The following is a 17,035-nucleotide window of genomic DNA, read 5'->3' on the forward strand; positions in this document are numbered from 1 at the left end:
TTGTGGCTTTCGCTTTGGTTGAGCGCGTCTTGCTTTGGCTGTTTTTTGCTCTTCTTGCTTTGGCGTCTTGCTTTGGCCGTATTCCTGAGCCTGTCCGTGCTGGGGCGACTAGGCTCCGGCGCTGCTCGGGCTTTCCTGTCCTTGTCTTTCCTATCCTTTCAGCCTAGGGATTGCGCGGCTCTTTGAAGAGGCGTGAGACGGCTCTGAACTGCTGGTGTTGGGAGTCGCTGAGCCATTCGAATGCAACCGACTCGGTGTTGCTGACCTGGATGCCGGAATGGCGCATGCGCTCTAGGGCATTCTCGGCCTTGCCGGGGTGCCGCGAGCAGATCGCGTCAGCGGCGATGAAGACCTGGTAGCCCCAACGCTGCAGGCCTGAGGCGGTCTGAAGGATACAGATATGAGCCTCCATGCCGACCAGGACGACCTGCTTGCGTTGCGGCTGCTCGGTGAGCGCGCGCTCGAAGCCGGGGGCGGTGCAGCAGGAGAAGCAGGTCTTCTCGGTGGGCATCGCGGTCTCTGGCATCTGCTCGCGCACCGCAGTGATGGTCTTGCCAAGACCCTGCGGATTTTGCTCGGTCGAGATGATCGGGATCTCGAGGATCTTGGCTGCGCTGATCAGGCGGTTGATATTGGTCACCGTGCGCTCGAGCAGGTCTTCTGGCATGGCTGCGGCGAGCCGCTCCTGGGCGTCGATGATCAGCAGTTGCGCGAACGCGGCCTGACACAGCGGCATCGGAGCCTGATGGATGCTCATGGCAATCTCCTCGGTTTAGTAGGTCGGCATCTCGGGGTCGATGTCGCTGGCCCAGGCGGCGACCCCACCGCGCAGGTTGATGACGCGCTTCAGGCCTTGGTGTTCGAGGAAGCGAGCAACCTGTTGCGAGCGAATGCCGTGATGACAGATGACGACCACGGGGCGCTCCTGGTCAAGCTGGCCGGCGTTGGCTGGCACTTGGCGCATGGGTAAGAGCTCGCTGCCCGGGATGCGGCAGATGGCATGCTCCCAGGGCTCACGGACATCCAGCAGGAGCGGCCGCTGGTCGTCGATCTTGCCGCTGCCGTCAAGGATCTGTTTGAGCGCTTGGGGGGTTATTTGGTCCATACGCTGGGCTCTTGCTCGATTGGTGTCAGCTCAGAATGCAAAGCGTTCTGGCAGTGGGGCGTTCTCCAGCGACGCGATACTGGTCTCGAACAGGCTCTCGCGGCGGAAATCGTTGCCGATGCGGGTGATGCGCATGGCTTCCATCAGCGGCTGCTCGCCGACGACGATGAACAGCCGGCCACCATCCGTCAGCAGCTGCTCAAGAGCGGCTAAAGGCTCAGCGGTGGGGACAGATCCGGTGACGGCGATGACGTCGAACGGCCCGCCCTGGACCTGTCCAGCGAAGGCATCGGCAGTATGCACCTCGACCTGCGACAGGCCCATGGCGTTAAGACGAACGCGGGCGCCCTCGGCCAGGTCCGGGTCGATCTCGATGCTGAAGACCTGTTCGCCAAGGTGGGCCAGGCAGGCAGTGCCGTACCCTGTGCCGGTGCCGATCTCAAAGACGCTCTCGTGCGGTTGCACCTCCAGCGCTTGGAGCATGCGCCCGACGACTTTGGGTGCCAGCATGCTTGTGCGCTGGCCGAGCGGGATCTCGATATCGGCGTAGGCGAGCCCGCGGTAGGCGTCGGGGACGAACGCCTCACGCGGCAGGTTGCGCATCACCGTCAGTACGCGCTGATTGAGCACATCCCAAGGTCGCACCTGTTGCTCGATCATGTTGAAACGTGCGCGATCCATGGTCGGTTGCATCCGCTGGGGTCCTCATCTGGGGTCGGTGGTTGGGCCAGAGCTCGGCATAAGCACCGACGAAGGGTATGGAATTTGGTCTGGGGTGGCAAGCGTGCGGGTGACGCGCGAGCGCTAAATCAGCACCAGATTATCGCGGTGGATCAGCTCCTCGTCATTGATATAGCCGAGGATGCCGACGAAGGCCGAGCTGGGGTGGCCCTTGATGCGCAAGGTGTCTTGCACATCATAGTTGACCAGTCCGCGCGCGATCTCGCGGCCGTGCTCGTCCACGCAGGCAACCACCTCGCCGCGCTTGAACTGACCGCGCACGGCCTTGACGCCGACCGCGAGCAGGCTGCGCCCCTGCTCGCATAGTGCCCGTGCGGCGCCGGCATCGAGCACGAGGCGACCGCTGACGCGTAGATGGCCGGCCAGCCATTGCTTGCGCGCCGCTTGCGGCTCTTGTACCGGGGTGAGCAGGGTGCCGATCGGCGCGCCCTTGCCGAGCTGGCTGAGGCAGTCTTCACCGCGTCCGGGGGCGATGATGGTGGCACAGCCAGAGCGGGCGGCGAGCCTGGCCGCGCGCACCTTGGTCACCATGCCGCCGCTGCCGAGGCCGCCGCTGCCACCGGCGACCTGATCGAGGCGATTATCGTTGATGCGGGTCTCGGCGATCAGGTGGGCATCTGGATGCTTGCGCGGGTCGGCGTCGAACAGGCCGTCCTGATCGGTCAGCAGCACCAGTAGCTCGGCCTCGATCAGGTTTGCGACCAGCGCGGCGAGCGTGTCGTTGTCGCCGAAACGCAGCTCGTCAGTCGCGACGGTGTCGTTCTCATTGATCACCGGCACCACGCCAAGCGAGAGCAGCGTGCGCAAGGTGCTGCGGGCGTTGAGATAGCGCTCGCGGTTGGCGAGATCGTCGCGGGTGAGAAGCACCTGCGCGGTATGTAGGCCGCGCCGCGCGAAGCAGGTCTCCCAGGCGCGGATCAGCCCCATCTGACCAATCGCCGCGGCCGCCTGCAGCTCGTGTAGCGCGCGTGGTCGCTGTAGCCAGCCCATGCGTGCCATGCCTTGGGCGACGGCGCCAGACGAGACCAGAACCAGATCATGGCCGGCAAGCCGACGCGCGCTGAGCTGGGCGACCCAGGGCTCGAGGACGTCGATATCCAGGCCAGCGCCGTCGCGCGTCAGCAGCGCACTGCCGATCTTGACGACCCAGCGCCGGGTCTGCGGAATCCGCTCGCGGTTGAACATTTGAGTGGCGAGGGGGGGTGACGTTTGAAGGGTGAAGCTTGGAGATTTGGAGCTTGGAGGGTGGCTGGTCAGTCGAGGGGGTGCCAGGTTGATTGCTCGTTGGTGCTGGTCTCGGTGTTCGTGTCGTCGCTAGCCTCAGATGAGCTGAGTTGGGTCTGTGATGCGGACTCGGCCTCTGGTGGTGGCTCGAATGGATGCTGCAGCGCGTTGAGCCGCTGCATCACGGCGCCGACCAGTGCATCAGTGCCCGTCCCCGTGACGGCCGAGATGATGAATACTGGGCCCGTCCAGTTGAGATCGTCGATGAGCCTGTGTTGCACCTTGGTCGCCAGTTCGGGCTCCAGCAAGTCAGCCTTGTTGAGCACCAGCCAGCGCTCTTTTGTCGCCAGCTCCTCGCCGTGCGCGCTAAGCTCATGCATGATGATCCGAGCCTGCTCGAGCGGGGCGGGGCTGCCTTCGAATGGCGCGATGTCGACCAGGTGCAGCAGCAGTCGCGTTCGGCTCAAATGCTTCAGGAAGCGCGTGCCGAGCCCGGCGCCATCGGCAGCGCCGGCAATCAGACCGGGGATGTCGGCGATCACGAAGCTCTGTCGCGGACCCAAACTGACGACGCCGAGGTTTGGATATAGGGTCGTGAACGGGTAGTCGGCGACCCGGGGCCGCGCACTGGAGACCTGGCGGATCAGACTCGACTTGCCCGCATTCGGGAGTCCAACGAGGCCAACGTCGGCGAGCAGGATCAGCTCCAGCTTCAAGCTGCGCCGCTCGCCCGGGGTGCCGGGTTTGGACTGGCGCGGGGCCCGGTTGGTGCTCGATTTGTAGCGAGCGTTGCCGATGCCATGGAAGCCGCCTTGCGCCACCAGCAGTTGCTGGTCGGCGGTGAGCACCTCCCCGATCAGTTCATCGGTCTCAGCATCCAGCACGCGGGTGCCGAGCGGCACCTGGATCAGTTTGTCTTCACCACCGCGGCCCGTTCGATTCTGGCCCATTCCGTTCCGGCCACGCTCAGCGCGGTGGCGACGCGAATGGCGAAAATCGACCAGGGTATTTAGCCCCGGATCGCCGACCAGGTAGATACTGCCGCCGTTGCCGCCATCGCCGCCATCGGGGCCGCCTTTCGGGATGAAGCGCTCGCGCCGAAAGCTGACGCAGCCATTGCCGCCGTCGCCTGCCTCGACCCGGATCTGAGCCTCATCGACGAATTTCACGCACTGGCTTCGATCGGCTCGATGCTGACGAATTTGCGGTTGCGCGGACCCTTGATCTCGAACCGCACCACGCCGTCTTTCAAAGCGAATAGGGTATGGTCGCGGCCGCAGCCGACATTGACGCCGCCGTGAAAGCGGGTGCCGCGCTGGCGAACGATGATGCTACCGGCCGAGACGGTTTGACCGCCGAAGCGCTTCACACCCAGTCGTTTCGACTCTGAATCGCGGCCGTTACGAGAACTGCCGCCTGCCTTTTTATGTGCCATTGTAGTGGTCTCCGTCGCGCTGCCGAATCCTAATGGATCGGTCAGCCGTTGCTGATGCCGGTGATCTTGAGCTGGGTGAACAGCTGGCGATGGCCCTGCCGCTTCAGGTGGTGCTTACGGCGCTTGAACTTGACGATGTGGACCTTGTCATGCTTGCCGTGAGCGGCGACTTCAGCCGTGACCTTAGCGCCGTCCAGGTAAGGCTTGCCAACCTGAACAGAGTCGCCGTCAGCGAGCATCAGCACGCGCGGGATGTCCAACGTCGAGCCTTGACTGGCGTCGAGCTTCTCGACGGTCACGAGATCGCCCTCGGCGACGCGGTACTGTTTACCGCCGGTTTCGATGATTGCGTACATAACGGGGTCGAGATGCCTCGAAAATAGAAGTATTTTCACCGAGCGAGGTGGGAGCTGCGGTACAGTCGTTGAGCGACCTCCGCTGAACAATCCCTCGATCGCACAAGACCCCCTAGTATGCCCCCGCGATCGCTGGGCGTCAAAGGCATGATTAAGGTCGGATGCGCTGTGCCGCCGACAAAACATCGGCCTGCGCTGCCGGTCACGCCGGCTGAATCCGCGTCTTCCGGGGGCATGGCGAGGTCCTAGCGAGATCCTGGCAGAGGCTCTGTCAGATCTCCTATCAGAGATCCTGGCAACGGCGTGGAGGTTCTGGCAACGGCGTGACTTTCGGTTAACGCTCTTGACAGTCTTCTGGTGCGAACCTAGCATTTGCCGGCCCTATCAGCAGTAGATGCCGCTTCATGGACCTTTCTCAGATTCGGTCGCCTGTGGCCGATGACGTCAAGGCGGTCGACAAACTCATCGTTGACCGCCTGCAGTCTAACGTCGTACTCATCAACCAGATCGGCCACTACATTGTCAGTAGCGGCGGCAAGCGGCTTCGGCCCCTGCTCGTCCTTTTGGCGGCGCGCGCTTGCGGCTACTCAGGCCACCGGCATCTGGATGCAGCCGCGATCGTGGAGTTCATCCACACCGCGACCCTCCTGCATGACGACGTCGTCGATGGCTCCGAGCTGCGCCGCAATCGCGATACGGCAAACACCGTGTGGGGCAATGAAGCCAGCGTCTTGGTCGGCGACTTCCTCTACGCCCGCGCCTTCGAGATGATGGTTGACGTCGGCAACCTTCGCATCATGGAAGTGATGGCCGGTGCCACAGCCCGCATCGCCGAAGGCGAGGTGTTGCAACTGCTCAACGCCAACGATGCCGATACCGACGAGTCGCGCTACATGGAGGTGATACAACGCAAGACCGCCACCCTGTTCGAGGCGGGCACGCGGCTTGGCGCTGTTCTCACCGAGTCGAATCCTGAGGTCGAGGCCGCGATGTCAAGCTATGGCCTGCACCTAGGCATCGCTTTCCAGCTGGTTGACGATGCGCTCGATTACATGTCTGACGACGGCACCATCGGCAAACAGATCGGCGACGATCTCGACGAAGGCAAGCCGACGCTACCGGTGATTCGCGCGATGGAGGTCGGCAATGATGCTCAGCGCAAGCGTCTCCGCCAAGCCATCGAAGAAGGCGGTAGGCAACACATCGATGATGTCATCGAAGCCATTGTCGCCACCAAAGCGATCGACTATACTGTCGAGCTTGCTCGCTGGCATGCGGACGCGGCCAAACAGGCGCTGAACGCGGTGCCAGAGTCGCCCAGTCGTGAGTCCTTGGCGGCAACGGCAGACTTCTCAGTCGCTCGAACCTACTAGCGAAAGGATTCGATGAGACAAGCGATGGGGTAAGCCCAGAGTGGACAGGCGAGCAGAGATCAACGGACGAAGCGGGTTGCTGCAAAGGCCATCCGCCTGACAATCAATCAATCGGCGCCACCAGGCGATTGATGCAGAACATCGGGGTGTAGCTCAGCCTGGTAGAGCACTGCCTTCGGGAGGCAGGGGCCGGAGGTTCGAATCCTCTCACCCCGACCATTCAATTAGCCTAGCGCACTGGCGCGGCGTTCTTCGGGACATCGAGGCATGGTGTGCTCCTCTTGCCCTCGACGAGGCTTAAGGAGGGTAACAGGGTCAGCCGACACACTGAGGGCCGGGCGCAAGGTGGCGGCGAAGACTTGGCGCTCCCCGCTGGCAAGGAACACCCGAACCGGCCCATCGGTGGCCAGGCGCGCCACCACGCCCTCGCCACACTTGGGATGTTGGATTCGCTGGGCGAGCTGGAAGTGGGGATCGGCCATCATTCAATCGTGAACAAGCAGATGGCTCAGCGTCAGCTCAACGAATTGGCTGGAAGCGAATGCGTTTTCGATTTCAGCGATATTTCGTGTCAGCAAGCGCTCCAATACCTGGTTGCTGATATTGCCGGTGACGATCAGCAACAGCTTGGGCGGGCGACCTTGTAGTAGGAAAGAATCGACGAAATCGGCGTCTTTGGTGACAACGATTCGATGCTCTAGACAAGCCAATGCCGTGATGCCTGCATCCTGAGTCCGATTCTGTTCGGGCAAATCCAAGGTGTGCAAAACGTCGTGCCCGCGCGCCGCGAGCCAACGCGCCAAGCGTTTTGGCAGTTGAGCGTCAACGATGAACTTCATGCCGCCAAGGATTCAACACGCTTAACCGCCATCAGACGCGCGGCAAAGGCGAGCGCCGCCAGGATGTCTTCGCGGGTTAAATCTTCGTAATCGGTCAGAATGTCCTCAATCGTCATGCCGCTGGCCAGCCATTCGAGCACATTCTCGACTGGATAGCGCAGCCCGCGAATGCAGGGCTTGCCGTGGCAAATATTCGGATCAATCGTAATCAAATCAGTCATGACGCGATGTCCTTCAGCTGGGTGGCTCGGGTGTTGTTCTTGTTGATGTGCGCGATCGCTGTGCCTTTCAGGCGACTGCTTTTGAGTTCGTCATGGAGTGTTAAGCCGAGCATGAAATCCTCTCAGTTACCCGCCGTCCTTTGTGTCGGCCGTTGCCCACCACCGGCACACAATCCCTCAAGGTCATCGAGCTCGGCGCCGTCAAAGCCCGCACTTAAGCGGTCTGCGCGATTCAGCGGACAGCGAACCTCGCCGTGTAGATGAAGCCGGATCATCGCTAGGGAGGTTGCACGCGGCTCTAGGCCTCGCTCTTGACAGAGGTGATGAAACCACCGGCTGCCAATCGCGACATGGCCGACTTCGTCGCGCAGAATGATCTCGAGCCGATCCGCGGTGTCATGATCCCCAATCTGGCGTAGTCGCTCGATCATCCCCGGTGTGACGTCGAGTCCTCGTGCCTCCAGCACCCGTGGCACGAGTGCCATGCGCTCCAGTACATCGCCCGCCGTGCGGCGCGCCATGTCCCAGAGACCATCGTGGGCGGGGAGGTCGCCATAGTCGTAGCCCAGGGCTTGGAGCCGATCGCGCATCAAGACGAAATGTTCGGCCTCCTCGGCGGCGACCTTTGCCCAGTCGGCTTGGTAGGCCGTTGGCATCTGCGTGAAGCGCTGCACCGCGTCCCAAGCGAGGTTGATGGCGTTGAACTCGATGTGGGCGACGGCGTGGACCAGTGAGGCCAGTCCGGCTGGGTTGTTGAGCTTGCGCTTCGGGAGCTCGCGGGCTGAGACCAGCCGTGGTCGGGCAGGGCGACCCGGGGTTTGTAGGGGATGCCAATCGGCCGGCGCTCCGGGTGCGATCTCCCCAGCTGCCCAACGCGCCGAAACCTGGCGCGTCAGTGCGACCTTGGTATCGGGCTCGGTTGCGGCCAGACAAGCAGCGGCGGCGCTGACAAGCGTTTGTTTTGCTGTTTGGTTAGTCAAGATACAGTTGTTTTGTTTTTGAACAGGCTATATGCTTTTCAAAACAAGACGACCAGGATGGTTGATTTCCAGTCTGGGCTCGTGGTTGTCGTCGTCAGCCGATAGTTCGGCTATGCTTATCAAGTATTCGACCAAAAACTTAAAAACAGGTCGCGTTTGTGCGCCCGAGGATGGTTGTGATGAAACTGTGCAAGACGTGTTTTTCGTCGGTGTGGCCGTTCGTGCTCATGACTGTAATCGCTGGGATCACCGGGTTTGTCACTTGGCTGACGCTTGGTCTGTCGCAGCCGGAGCCTGAGACACGTATTGCGGTTGGCTTGATCGTGTTTGTCGCGGTCGAAGCAACCTTGATCCACTATGTTGTCAGCTGTATGCGCCGCCACTGCCGCCATCACGTCCCGAAGATGGGCCGCGGCCACCACCTGAGCCCGGGAGCCTGAGGCTCTCTTGGGTCCTGAGCCCGGCTCGCCCAGACCTAGCTTGATTCAGCGGGCTTCGGTCGAACGTCGGTGACCCGATTCCGAAGGTAGACCGGAAGCGCTTGGTCCGGCCGCTGCGCGTTCTGTGCGGTGGCGCGGGCTAGCCAGGCGATATCTTCGGCCTGCGGACCACTATCTGCGAGCAGACGCACTCGAATTGGCTCCGACTCAGGATCAGGATCAGGATCAGGATCAGGATCAGGATCAGGATCAGCATCACTCATAAGCGACGCTTGATGGCGTTCGGCGAGCGCTGGATAGGCCTCCCAGCCGCTTCCGGCGCCACACCAACCTGAGCCATCCAGGATAGGCGTGTGCTCAGGTGCGACGACCGATTCCAGATCGAGGAGCCTGATCTGATCACCGTCGTCGATCCGGTAACATCCCCAATAGACCTCGCCCATGCGGGCATCGAGTGCGCAGGCGATCTTGCGTTGTCCGGTCTGCCGGTAAGCGGCGCGCGCGGTTGCTGCAAGGGTTGAGACGCCAATCACCGGTCGGTTAGCGCCGAAGGCGATACCCTGTGCGACCGCGGTGGCAATGCGCACGCCGGTGAACGAGCCCGGGCCACGGCCGTAGGCGATCGCGTCCAGGGCTGAAAGGTGCACATTTGCGCCTTGAAGCAGCGTTTCCAGCATCCCGAGGATCAGATCTGCGTGCCGTCGTGGCGCGGTCTCGCAGCGTTGCTCAAGCTGGTCGTCGATCAGCAAGGCGGCTGAGCAGTCGTTGCCTGAGGTTTCGATGGCCAGGATCTTCATGTCGGAATGTGGCGGCTGAGTGGACGTTGGACGCGCAGACTGTACCATGGGGGGCTTTCCCCAGCTCAAGATCCCGTCAGTGCACGAACCGAAGGATATGCTTGCGATCCGCATCTTAGTACAAACCCCTTGCCGCCGGTCCGCCGAGCTCGCGTTGCCAGCGCGCACCTGCGAGCGTCGGGCATGAGCGATCGCCGCGCCGCCTATCAGTCGCTGATCGCCGACGAGCGTCGCATCCTGCGCGTACTCTCGGTGGTCTGTGAGCCGATTAGTCAGACCACGCTCGGCGTGGTGTTGGATGCGCTGGGCTGGAAAGACCGGCGCGGTGCGTTGCTCAAGGAGCGCCTGGGCAAGCTGTGGCGCGATCGCATGCTCAATGCTGGCCTGATGGAGCAGCGACGCAACTTGCTGGTCTGCCATCCTGATCTGCTCGAGCCGCTGACCCGCGAGACGCTTGCCGATGGCAACTTCAAGGCCATCGTCAGCGCGGCCGAGCAGGTGGTGCCGGTTGCGATGCGCAACGCCTGGGATCGACCCAGCGACGAACGGCGTTTTCGGCAGCTGCGCATCGCCGTTTACGCTGGGCGTGAGGATGCGGTGCTGAAGATGCTCTCGTTGCAGGGCGTTGAGTCGTTTGCGCAGGTGCGTTATCGGCAGGTCGAGCTGCTTGCTCGCATCTGCACACGCTCTGCTGATCCGGCTTGGCTCGAGACCTTGCCCGCGCGGCTCAAGGTGCTGGCGCTGGCGCCGATGCTGCGCGAGGCAGCGCTTGATCTCAACGCCAAGCCTAGCTCGTACCAGCTGATGGAGCGCCTGCTCGCACCGCTGGTGCCAAGTTGCCCGGATGCCGCTGATGCGCTCGCCGAACAGCGTCTACTCCGGGGGCAGCTCGATCAGGTTGCGGAGCTGTTGACCGGACGCGAGCATCCGCAGGCGCTGATCCTGAGCGGCTGGCTATCGATGCTACACGGCGCCTATCCGACGGCCATCGAGGCCTATGAGGCAGCGCTGCAATTGCAACGCCGCCGCACCCGCAAGCGCACGCTCTACGTCCCTGGTATCCCCGGCGTCTTGCATCTGCTGGCGCTGTTGCAGCGTGGCGAGCCTGCTGATCTGGAGTATGTCCGGCAGCAGGTGGCCATCTGTCTGAAGGCGAGCGTCACCGACCTGCTCGAGCCCGTGTTCCGGCTGATCGATGATCTTGCCGCCGTGCTCGCTGGGCAGACGCGCGTCGCCGAAAGCGCCTGGCTGCTGCATAGCATGGCCCCGCGTGGCGCCTTCCCGGCGCTGTTTCAGGCACTCTGTTTGCGTTGGCTTGGCCAGCGGCCCTCGGCAGAGAGCCTGATCCTGCTCCGCCACGGCGCCGCAGAGGCGGCCCGGGCGGGGCTTGATTGGTATGCGCGTGAGGCGGTGGTCTTGCTCCAGGGGTTTGGCGTCGAGGAGGAGCTGCCTGCGTTGGCTGAGCCTCCGAGCAGCCAGGTGCTGCTGACCGATCTGCTCGCACCCAAGCCGACCTGGGAGATCGCGCTGGAGGCGCTCAAGGGCCTCGCAGAACAGCGCGACACGGGTGCTGATCGGGTCGGGCAGCGGCAGGATGCGAACCGTCGCATGGCTTGGCTACTGACCCTGTATGACGGCGACATTGCCCAGCTCGAGCCGCGGGAGCAGAAGCGGACCAAGCGCGGCGGCTGGACCCAGGGCCGCGCGGTCTCGCTACAGCGTCTGGCCGAGGAGCCGGAGCGTTTCCCTTATCTGACGCCGAAGGATCGGGCGATCTGCGAGACGATCACGCGCGAGCAGCAGGTCGGTTGGTCCGGCGGCTATGGACGCAGCAGCTATAGTATGGATCTCGATCGAGCGCTGTTGGTCGCGATTGGCCATCCGCTGGTGTTCCGGCCCGATGCGCCGGAGGTGCCGGTCGAGCTGGTTCGTGGCGCCCCGGCGCTGAGCGTGATCCGTCGTGACCAGGACATCCTCGTCAGCCTCGAGCCCTATCCACCGGACGGTCGTGCATTGCTACCGGTGCAGGAGACCCCGCAGCGACTGCGTGTGATCCAATTCGATGCCGGTCATCGCGAGATCGCGCGCATCCTCGGGTCCGCAGGGCTGGCGATCCCGCGTGCCGGCGAAAAGGCACTGTTGGACAGCCTCACCGCCGTCGCGCCAATGCTCCCCGTGCACTCGGATATCGGCGGCGGTGACAGCCAGGCGGAGGCGATCGAAGCCGATCTCCGCCCGCACCTGCATTTGACGCCCTGCGATGAGGGGCTACGGCTGGATCTTTTCATCCATCCGTTTGGTGACATCGGTCCGCAGCTGCGCCCAGGCGCTGGCCGCATGAGCCTGTTCACTGAGCACGAAGGACGGCCACTGCGCTGCACCCGCGATCTGCCGGCGGAGAAGGCGTCGGCTCAGGCCGTCATTGCGGCCTGTCCAGTGTTGCGCTTGGCGCTCGATCCGGCCCTCGATGCGATGCTCGACGCGGGCCTGGAGCTGGACCCTGAACTCGGGCCAGACTGGGACGACGAGCAGGACTGGACCTGGAATCTGCCTGACCCAGCAGAGGCCCTGGCGGCGCTGGAGCAACTGCATGCGCTGGGCGACCAGGTGCAGCTGGATTGGCCGCAGGGGCGGCGCATCGCGTTGAGTGAAGAGATCGGGCTGAACCGCCTGCAGGTGAAGGTCCGACAGAAGAACGACTGGTTCGATGTCGCCGGCGGGCTGCAGCTCGATGACGGTCGGGTACTGGCGATGCGCGAGCTGATCGAGCGCGTTGCATCGGCGCAGGGCCGCTACGTGCGACTTGGCGAGGGCGATTTTCTGGTTCTGAGCAGCGCCTTGCGACGGCGCTTACAAGGGCTCGCGAGCCTAATCGATGACGGCCGTTTCCATCCGCTGGCGGCGCCGGCGGTGCATGAGCTGATCGACGGCATGCAGGTCGAGGCCAGTCAGGAGTGGCTCGGTCTGCTCGATCGCTTGGCGCAGATCGAGGCCTTCGAGCCGGAGCTGCCATCGACCCTGCAGGCCGAGCTACGCGACTACCAGCTTGAAGGCTTCCGTTGGCTGGCGCGGCTGGCGCATTGGGGCGCCGGCGCTTGCTTGGCCGACGATATGGGGCTGGGCAAGACCCTTCAGGCATTGGCCTTGATCCTGACCCGAGCGCCGCAGGGTCCGACCCTGGTGCTGGCGCCAACCTCGGTCTGCGGCAACTGGCTCGACGAGGCTGAGCGCTTTGCGCCGACCCTAAGCCCGCTGCGCTTCGGAGACGGCGACCGCGGCGCGATGCTAGAGACGGCGGGCCCCTTTGATCTGGTGGTCTGCAGCTACGGACTGCTGCAGAGTGAGCGTGAGCGCCTCAGCCAGGTCGAGTGGCAGACCATCGTCGCCGACGAGGCGCAGGCGTTCAAGAACGCGATGACCAAGCGCTCGCAGGCCATCATGGCGCTCAAGGGTGGGTTTCGCATGATCACCACCGGCACCCCGATCGAGAACCATCTCGGCGAGCTGTGGAACCTGTTCCGGTTCATCAACCCCGGCCTGTTGGGCTCGATGCAGCGCTTCAATCAGCGCTTCGCGACGCCGATCGAGCAGGATAAGGATCAGGGTGCTCGACAGCGGTTGCGACAGCTGCTCAAGCCCTTCATCCTGCGGCGTCTGAAGACCGATGTGTTGTCTGAGCTGCCGCCACGCACCGAGATCAACCTACAGCTCGAGCTCAGCGCTGGCGAGATGGCGCTCTACGAGGCGCTGCGACGCGAGGCCATGGAGCGTTTGGACAGCGAGGGCAACAAGGCCGGGCCGGGCCACAAGCGTTTGCTGCTGCTGGCCGAGATCATGCGGCTGCGGCGCGTCTGCTGCCATCCGCGCCTGGCGCTGCCGGAGACCGAGCTGCCGAGTGCCAAGCTCGAGGCCTTTGCCGAGATCGTCGATGAGCTCTTGGATAACCGCCACAAGGCGCTGGTCTTCAGTCAGTTCGTCGATCATCTGAGCCTGATCCGTGAGCATCTCGATCGGCGCCAGATCCGCTATCAGTATCTCGACGGCTCGACCCCCGAGCCGCAGCGGCGCGCGGCGGTGGACGCCTTCCAGGCCGGGGAGGGCGACCTATTCCTGATCAGCCTGCGCGCCGGCGGTGCCGGGCTGAACCTGACCGCAGCCGACTATGTGATCCACATGGACCCCTGGTGGAACCCGGCGGTCGAGGATCAGGCATCGGACCGCGCGCATCGCATCGGCCAAGAGCGGCCGGTGACCGTCTATCGGTTAGTCGCCAAAGACACCATCGAGGAGCGCATCCTGAAGCTGCACGCAAGCAAGCGTGACCTGGCCGACGGTCTGCTCAGTGGCGCCGATGATGGTGGCAAACTGAGCTATGAGCAGATGCTGGCATTGGTGCAGGGCTGAACTGAGCTAAGCCTAAGCCTAAGCCTAAGCCTAAGCCTAAGCCTAAGCCAAGGGTTCTCTCCGGCAGCGCTGCGCGCTGGGCGTTGTCGGCATCGTCCATCGGGTGGATGTCCGGTGGCGATCGACTCGATCCTGTCGCGCTAAAGCTCGCCGGATCAGGATCGGTTATCCTGCTTGTCCTCAGTGCTCGCCACTCTAAACGCATGTTTGCCAACCAGCCGGAGTCGCCGATGTCTTCGCTAGCCCAGCCCGTCCGCGAATCCTATCCGTCCTCGCCCGCCGAGATCGCGCGCGCGCGGCTGTGTCGGCAGCCCTTTCCGCCTGAGGCCACGATTGGCATCCCCTATTACGACGAAGAATTCGACATGGCGCAATCGACGGCTCACTCTGCCATGATCCGCGACCTGGGAGCATTTTTGGATCAGCTCGCCGACTCGACTGGTCTGCGGGTGTTGAGCGACAACCCGATCTGGTACTGGGTCCAGGAGGACGACGAGCAGCGCATTCTCTATCCGGACTACGCGCTGGCGGACACCACTGACCTGGAGCGGGCGTTGGCCACGGATCTGCGGCTGGCGCTGGAGGTGGTCAGCACCGAGCGCGCGGAGAAGGAGCGCAAGGACAGCGAGCGGATGCGCGACCGCAATGCCACCAACGGCGTCCCGGAATTCGGACTGCTCTATCCGGAGTTGAAGGACCCGCGCGCGCTGCGCTGGTTTAGGCTCGATGCGGACGCCAGCCGCTATCGGGAGGCGACACTGCCCGCGGATCGGCGCTTTCGCAGTCAGGCCGTGCCGGGTCTGGAACTGGAGGTGCTGGAGCCGGATCTGTGGCGGCTGGGTCGAAAGGTACGCCTCTGGTATCAGGGCCAACGGATTCCGTGCGCTCGGGAGGAGGGGCACCGGGCCGATGCGGCCGAGGCCGAAAACGCCCGTCTGCGGGCACTGCTGCGCCAGGCCGGGCTGGCGCAGGACTGATCACCCGTCGGATTGATCATCCCAATGCCCTGTTTTGCGGCTTGTGCCGAGCCGCTGCGTCAGGGTGACGGGGTGAAGAAGGCCTCCAGCTCCGTCAGATCATCGGTGCGCCGCATCGGCGGCAGGCTGTTGAGAAAGATTCGGCCATAACCGCGGCTGTGCAGGCGCGGGTCGCAGACCACCAGCACACCCCGGTCCTGATGATCGCGGATCAGCCGGCCGGCGCCCTGTTTAAGGGCGATGACGGCTTGCGGGAGCTGAAAATCCCGGAACGGATTGCCGCCTTGGCGTTTCAGCGCGTCAGCGCGAGCCTGCAGGATCGGATCAGCCGGTGAACTGAACGGCAGCTTGTCGATGATCACGCAGGAGAGCGCCTCGCCGCGCACATCGACGCCCTCCCAAAAGCTCGAGGTGCCGAGCAGCACGGCATTGCCGAGCTGCCGGAAGCGCTCGATCAGCTCGCCGCGCGGCGCGCTGCCCTGCACCAGCAGCGGGTACTCAAGGTGTGATTCGAGCTGCGCGGCGGCCTGGCGCAAGGCGCGATGGCTGGTAAAGAGCAGGAAGGCGCGGCCTCGGCTGAGCCTGACGACCTCACTGGCGACCTCGATCACCCGCGTTGTATAACCGGGAGCCGACGGATCGGGCATCTCGCTCGGGCAGTAGAGCAGGGCCTGCTGGGGATAATCGAAGGGGCTGTCCCATTGTGCGGTCTCGGCGTCTTCGCAGCCGACGCGACCGGCGAAATGGGCGAATGAGCGGCCCACCGCGAGGGTCGCCGAGGTAAAGATCCAGGCCGCTTGATGCTGACGGCGTTGCGCGCGGAATACCTCGGACACATCGAGCGGTGTCTGATGGAAGCGGAAGCTACGCCCCTGCAGATCGAACCAGCGCACGCGGTTCGTCGTGTCGTTGCGATCCTCGGCCCCTTGCTGCGGCTCAGGTGTCGGCTCATCGGCGAGCAGGCTGTCGAGTCGAGCGCGCATCGCTGTTAACCGCGCGGCGGCCTGCTCCAGACCGCGCGAGCGATCGGCAATCGGCTCCAGGGTGGCGGCGAGCGCCTCCAACGCCTCACCGAGACCATCGAGCGCGACTTGCACACCCTGCGCCTCGGCGATCTGTTGCCAAGGGCCGCGGCGGTCTTCGTAACCGAGGTCTTGGCTCAGGCTGAGGCGCAGCTCGGCGACCGCTTGCTGCAGGGCGTCGCAGGCGAGTGGCAGGTCCGGCACGTCGCCGGCATCTCGGCGATCGCAGGCAGCGACATCACGCGCCAGCTCGATCAGCTGGCGCGCGCTGATCGTGACACCGAAGAAGCTGGCGGCGACCTCGGGCAGCTGATGCGCCTCGTCGATGATGAAGGCGTCCGCAGCCGGCAGCACCTCACCGAAGCCTTCATCGCGCAGCGCAAGATCGGCACAGAGCAGATGATGGTTGACCACCACCAGTTCGGCCGCCTGTGCCCGACGACGAGCCTCGAGCAGATGGCAGTCGTTGAAGACCGGGCAACCCTGGCCAAGGCAGTTATCGGCGGTTGAGGTGACCGCGGGCCAGACCGGATCGTTTTCCGGGATCGGCAGCTCGGCGATGTCGCCTTGCTGGGTATGACTGCTCCAGTCGCGCACCTGCTGCAGATGGGCTCTGACCTCGGGCCGATGATGGGTTGGCGCTTCGATCGCGAGTTCGAGCCGATAGCGACACAGGTAGTTGGCGCGCCCCTTCAGCAGCGCGATCGCAATCGGCGCGCCGAGCGCGGCGCGGATCAGCGGGATGTCACGCTGAAACAGTTGATCTTGGAGGTTGCGGGTGCCGGTGGAGATCACCGTCTTGCGCCCGCTTAGCAGGGCCGGCACCAGGTAGGCGAAGGTCTTGCCGGTGCCGGTGCCTGCCTCGCAGATCAGGGCGCCGCCGCTCTCTAGGATCTCGGCTACGCGCTCCGCCATCGCCTGCTGTTGCGGGCGCGGATGAAAGTGCTGCAGCCGTTCTGCGAGGGGACCATCGGCCGCCAGAGCCAGGTGCACGGCCTGCTGGATCGGGTCCGCGGAGTCCGACGGGGTTTGATCCACAGGCTCAGGCATTGGGTCGTCGGCTGGGTCGGCGGCGTCGTCAGCCGGCCGAGGCCAAGCGATGACCTCGATCGATCGCGCTC

16 protein-coding genes and 1 tRNA gene are annotated in these 17,035 nt (G+C 63.9%); 4 read left to right on the top strand and 13 right to left on the bottom strand.

Annotated elements, in window-relative coordinates; all coding sequences use genetic code 11:
- Positions 1-163: 163 nt before the first annotated feature.
- From CKO42_RS06750 to rplU, 7 genes are all read right to left on the bottom strand, one after another.
- On the bottom strand, positions 164-757 hold the full coding sequence (locus tag CKO42_RS06750) for an isochorismatase family protein (protein WP_200240935.1): 594 nt from the start codon (positions 755-757) through the stop codon (positions 164-166).
- A gap of 15 nt (positions 758-772) precedes the next feature.
- Positions 773-1,105, bottom strand: a complete 333-nt coding sequence (locus tag CKO42_RS06755) for a rhodanese-like domain-containing protein (RefSeq protein WP_200240938.1) — start codon at positions 1,103-1,105, stop codon at positions 773-775.
- A 30-nt stretch (positions 1,106-1,135) separates the two neighbouring features.
- The gene (locus tag CKO42_RS06760; RefSeq protein ID WP_242479176.1) at positions 1,136-1,786 is read right to left on the bottom strand and encodes a protein-L-isoaspartate O-methyltransferase family protein; all 651 of its coding nucleotides are present in this window, start codon (positions 1,784-1,786) and stop codon (positions 1,136-1,138) included.
- A gap of 123 nt (positions 1,787-1,909) precedes the next feature.
- The gene (proB, locus tag CKO42_RS06765) at positions 1,910-3,031 is read right to left on the bottom strand and encodes a glutamate 5-kinase (RefSeq protein ID WP_200240942.1); all 1,122 of its coding nucleotides are present in this window, start codon (positions 3,029-3,031) and stop codon (positions 1,910-1,912) included.
- 68 nt (positions 3,032-3,099) lie between these two features.
- Entirely contained in the window at positions 3,100-4,239 is a 1,140-nt protein-coding gene (gene cgtA / locus CKO42_RS06770) for an Obg family GTPase CgtA (RefSeq protein WP_200240944.1), read from the bottom strand.
- Positions 4,236-4,505, bottom strand: coding sequence for a 50S ribosomal protein L27 (gene rpmA, locus CKO42_RS06775; protein WP_200240946.1), 270 nt, complete (start codon positions 4,503-4,505; stop codon positions 4,236-4,238). The genes cgtA and rpmA overlap by 4 nt, the downstream gene beginning before the upstream one ends.
- 41 nt (positions 4,506-4,546) lie before the next feature.
- On the bottom strand, positions 4,547-4,861 hold the full coding sequence (gene rplU, locus CKO42_RS06780) for a 50S ribosomal protein L21 (RefSeq protein WP_200240948.1): 315 nt from the start codon (positions 4,859-4,861) through the stop codon (positions 4,547-4,549).
- A gap of 404 nt (positions 4,862-5,265) precedes the next feature.
- On the opposite strand from rplU, the gene CKO42_RS06785 reads away from it, so the two are divergent.
- Positions 5,266-6,234 carry a polyprenyl synthetase family protein gene (locus tag CKO42_RS06785; RefSeq protein WP_200240950.1) on the top strand — a complete coding sequence of 323 codons (969 nt, stop codon included), beginning with the start codon at positions 5,266-5,268 and terminating at the stop codon, positions 6,232-6,234.
- A 142-nt stretch (positions 6,235-6,376) separates the two neighbouring features.
- A tRNA-Pro gene (locus tag CKO42_RS06790) sits at positions 6,377-6,453 on the top strand.
- 5 nt (positions 6,454-6,458) lie between these two features.
- Here the strand turns inward: CKO42_RS06790 and CKO42_RS06795 are convergent.
- From CKO42_RS06795 to tsaB, 5 genes are all read right to left on the bottom strand, one after another.
- Positions 6,459-6,716, bottom strand: coding sequence for a hypothetical protein (locus CKO42_RS06795; protein WP_200240952.1), 258 nt, complete (start codon positions 6,714-6,716; stop codon positions 6,459-6,461).
- A gap of 3 nt (positions 6,717-6,719) precedes the next feature.
- Positions 6,720-7,037 carry a DUF5615 family PIN-like protein gene (locus CKO42_RS06800; protein ID WP_242479177.1) on the bottom strand — a complete coding sequence of 106 codons (318 nt, stop codon included), beginning with the start codon at positions 7,035-7,037 and terminating at the stop codon, positions 6,720-6,722.
- A 32-nt stretch (positions 7,038-7,069) separates the two neighbouring features.
- Positions 7,070-7,294 (bottom strand): DUF433 domain-containing protein, encoded by a 225-nt coding sequence (locus tag CKO42_RS06805; RefSeq protein WP_200240956.1) that lies wholly within the window; start codon positions 7,292-7,294, stop codon positions 7,070-7,072.
- A gap of 122 nt (positions 7,295-7,416) precedes the next feature.
- Entirely contained in the window at positions 7,417-8,274 is an 858-nt protein-coding gene (locus tag CKO42_RS06810; RefSeq protein WP_207148668.1) for a ferritin-like domain-containing protein, read from the bottom strand.
- Positions 8,275-8,749: 475 nt separating this feature from the next.
- Entirely contained in the window at positions 8,750-9,511 is a 762-nt protein-coding gene (gene tsaB / locus CKO42_RS06815; protein WP_200240964.1) for a tRNA (adenosine(37)-N6)-threonylcarbamoyltransferase complex dimerization subunit type 1 TsaB, read from the bottom strand.
- A gap of 183 nt (positions 9,512-9,694) precedes the next feature.
- On the opposite strand from tsaB, the gene CKO42_RS06820 reads away from it, so the two are divergent.
- Positions 9,695-13,915 carry a DEAD/DEAH box helicase gene (locus tag CKO42_RS06820; RefSeq protein ID WP_200240966.1) on the top strand — a complete coding sequence of 1,407 codons (4,221 nt, stop codon included), beginning with the start codon at positions 9,695-9,697 and terminating at the stop codon, positions 13,913-13,915.
- A 230-nt stretch (positions 13,916-14,145) separates the two neighbouring features.
- A complete protein-coding gene (locus CKO42_RS06825; protein WP_200240968.1) occupies positions 14,146-14,892 on the top strand; it encodes a Uma2 family endonuclease in 747 nt (248 codons plus the stop codon).
- A gap of 59 nt (positions 14,893-14,951) precedes the next feature.
- Here CKO42_RS06825 and CKO42_RS06830 read toward each other — a convergent pair whose 3' ends face one another.
- Complete coding sequence (locus tag CKO42_RS06830) at positions 14,952-16,964, bottom strand: DNA repair helicase YoaA (RefSeq protein WP_200240970.1); 2,013 nt, start codon at positions 16,962-16,964, stop codon at positions 14,952-14,954.
- Positions 16,965-17,035 lie beyond the last annotated feature (71 nt).

It is taken from the genome of Lamprobacter modestohalophilus, assembly GCF_016583905.1.
Lineage (GTDB): Bacteria > Pseudomonadota > Gammaproteobacteria > Chromatiales > Chromatiaceae > Lamprobacter > Lamprobacter modestohalophilus.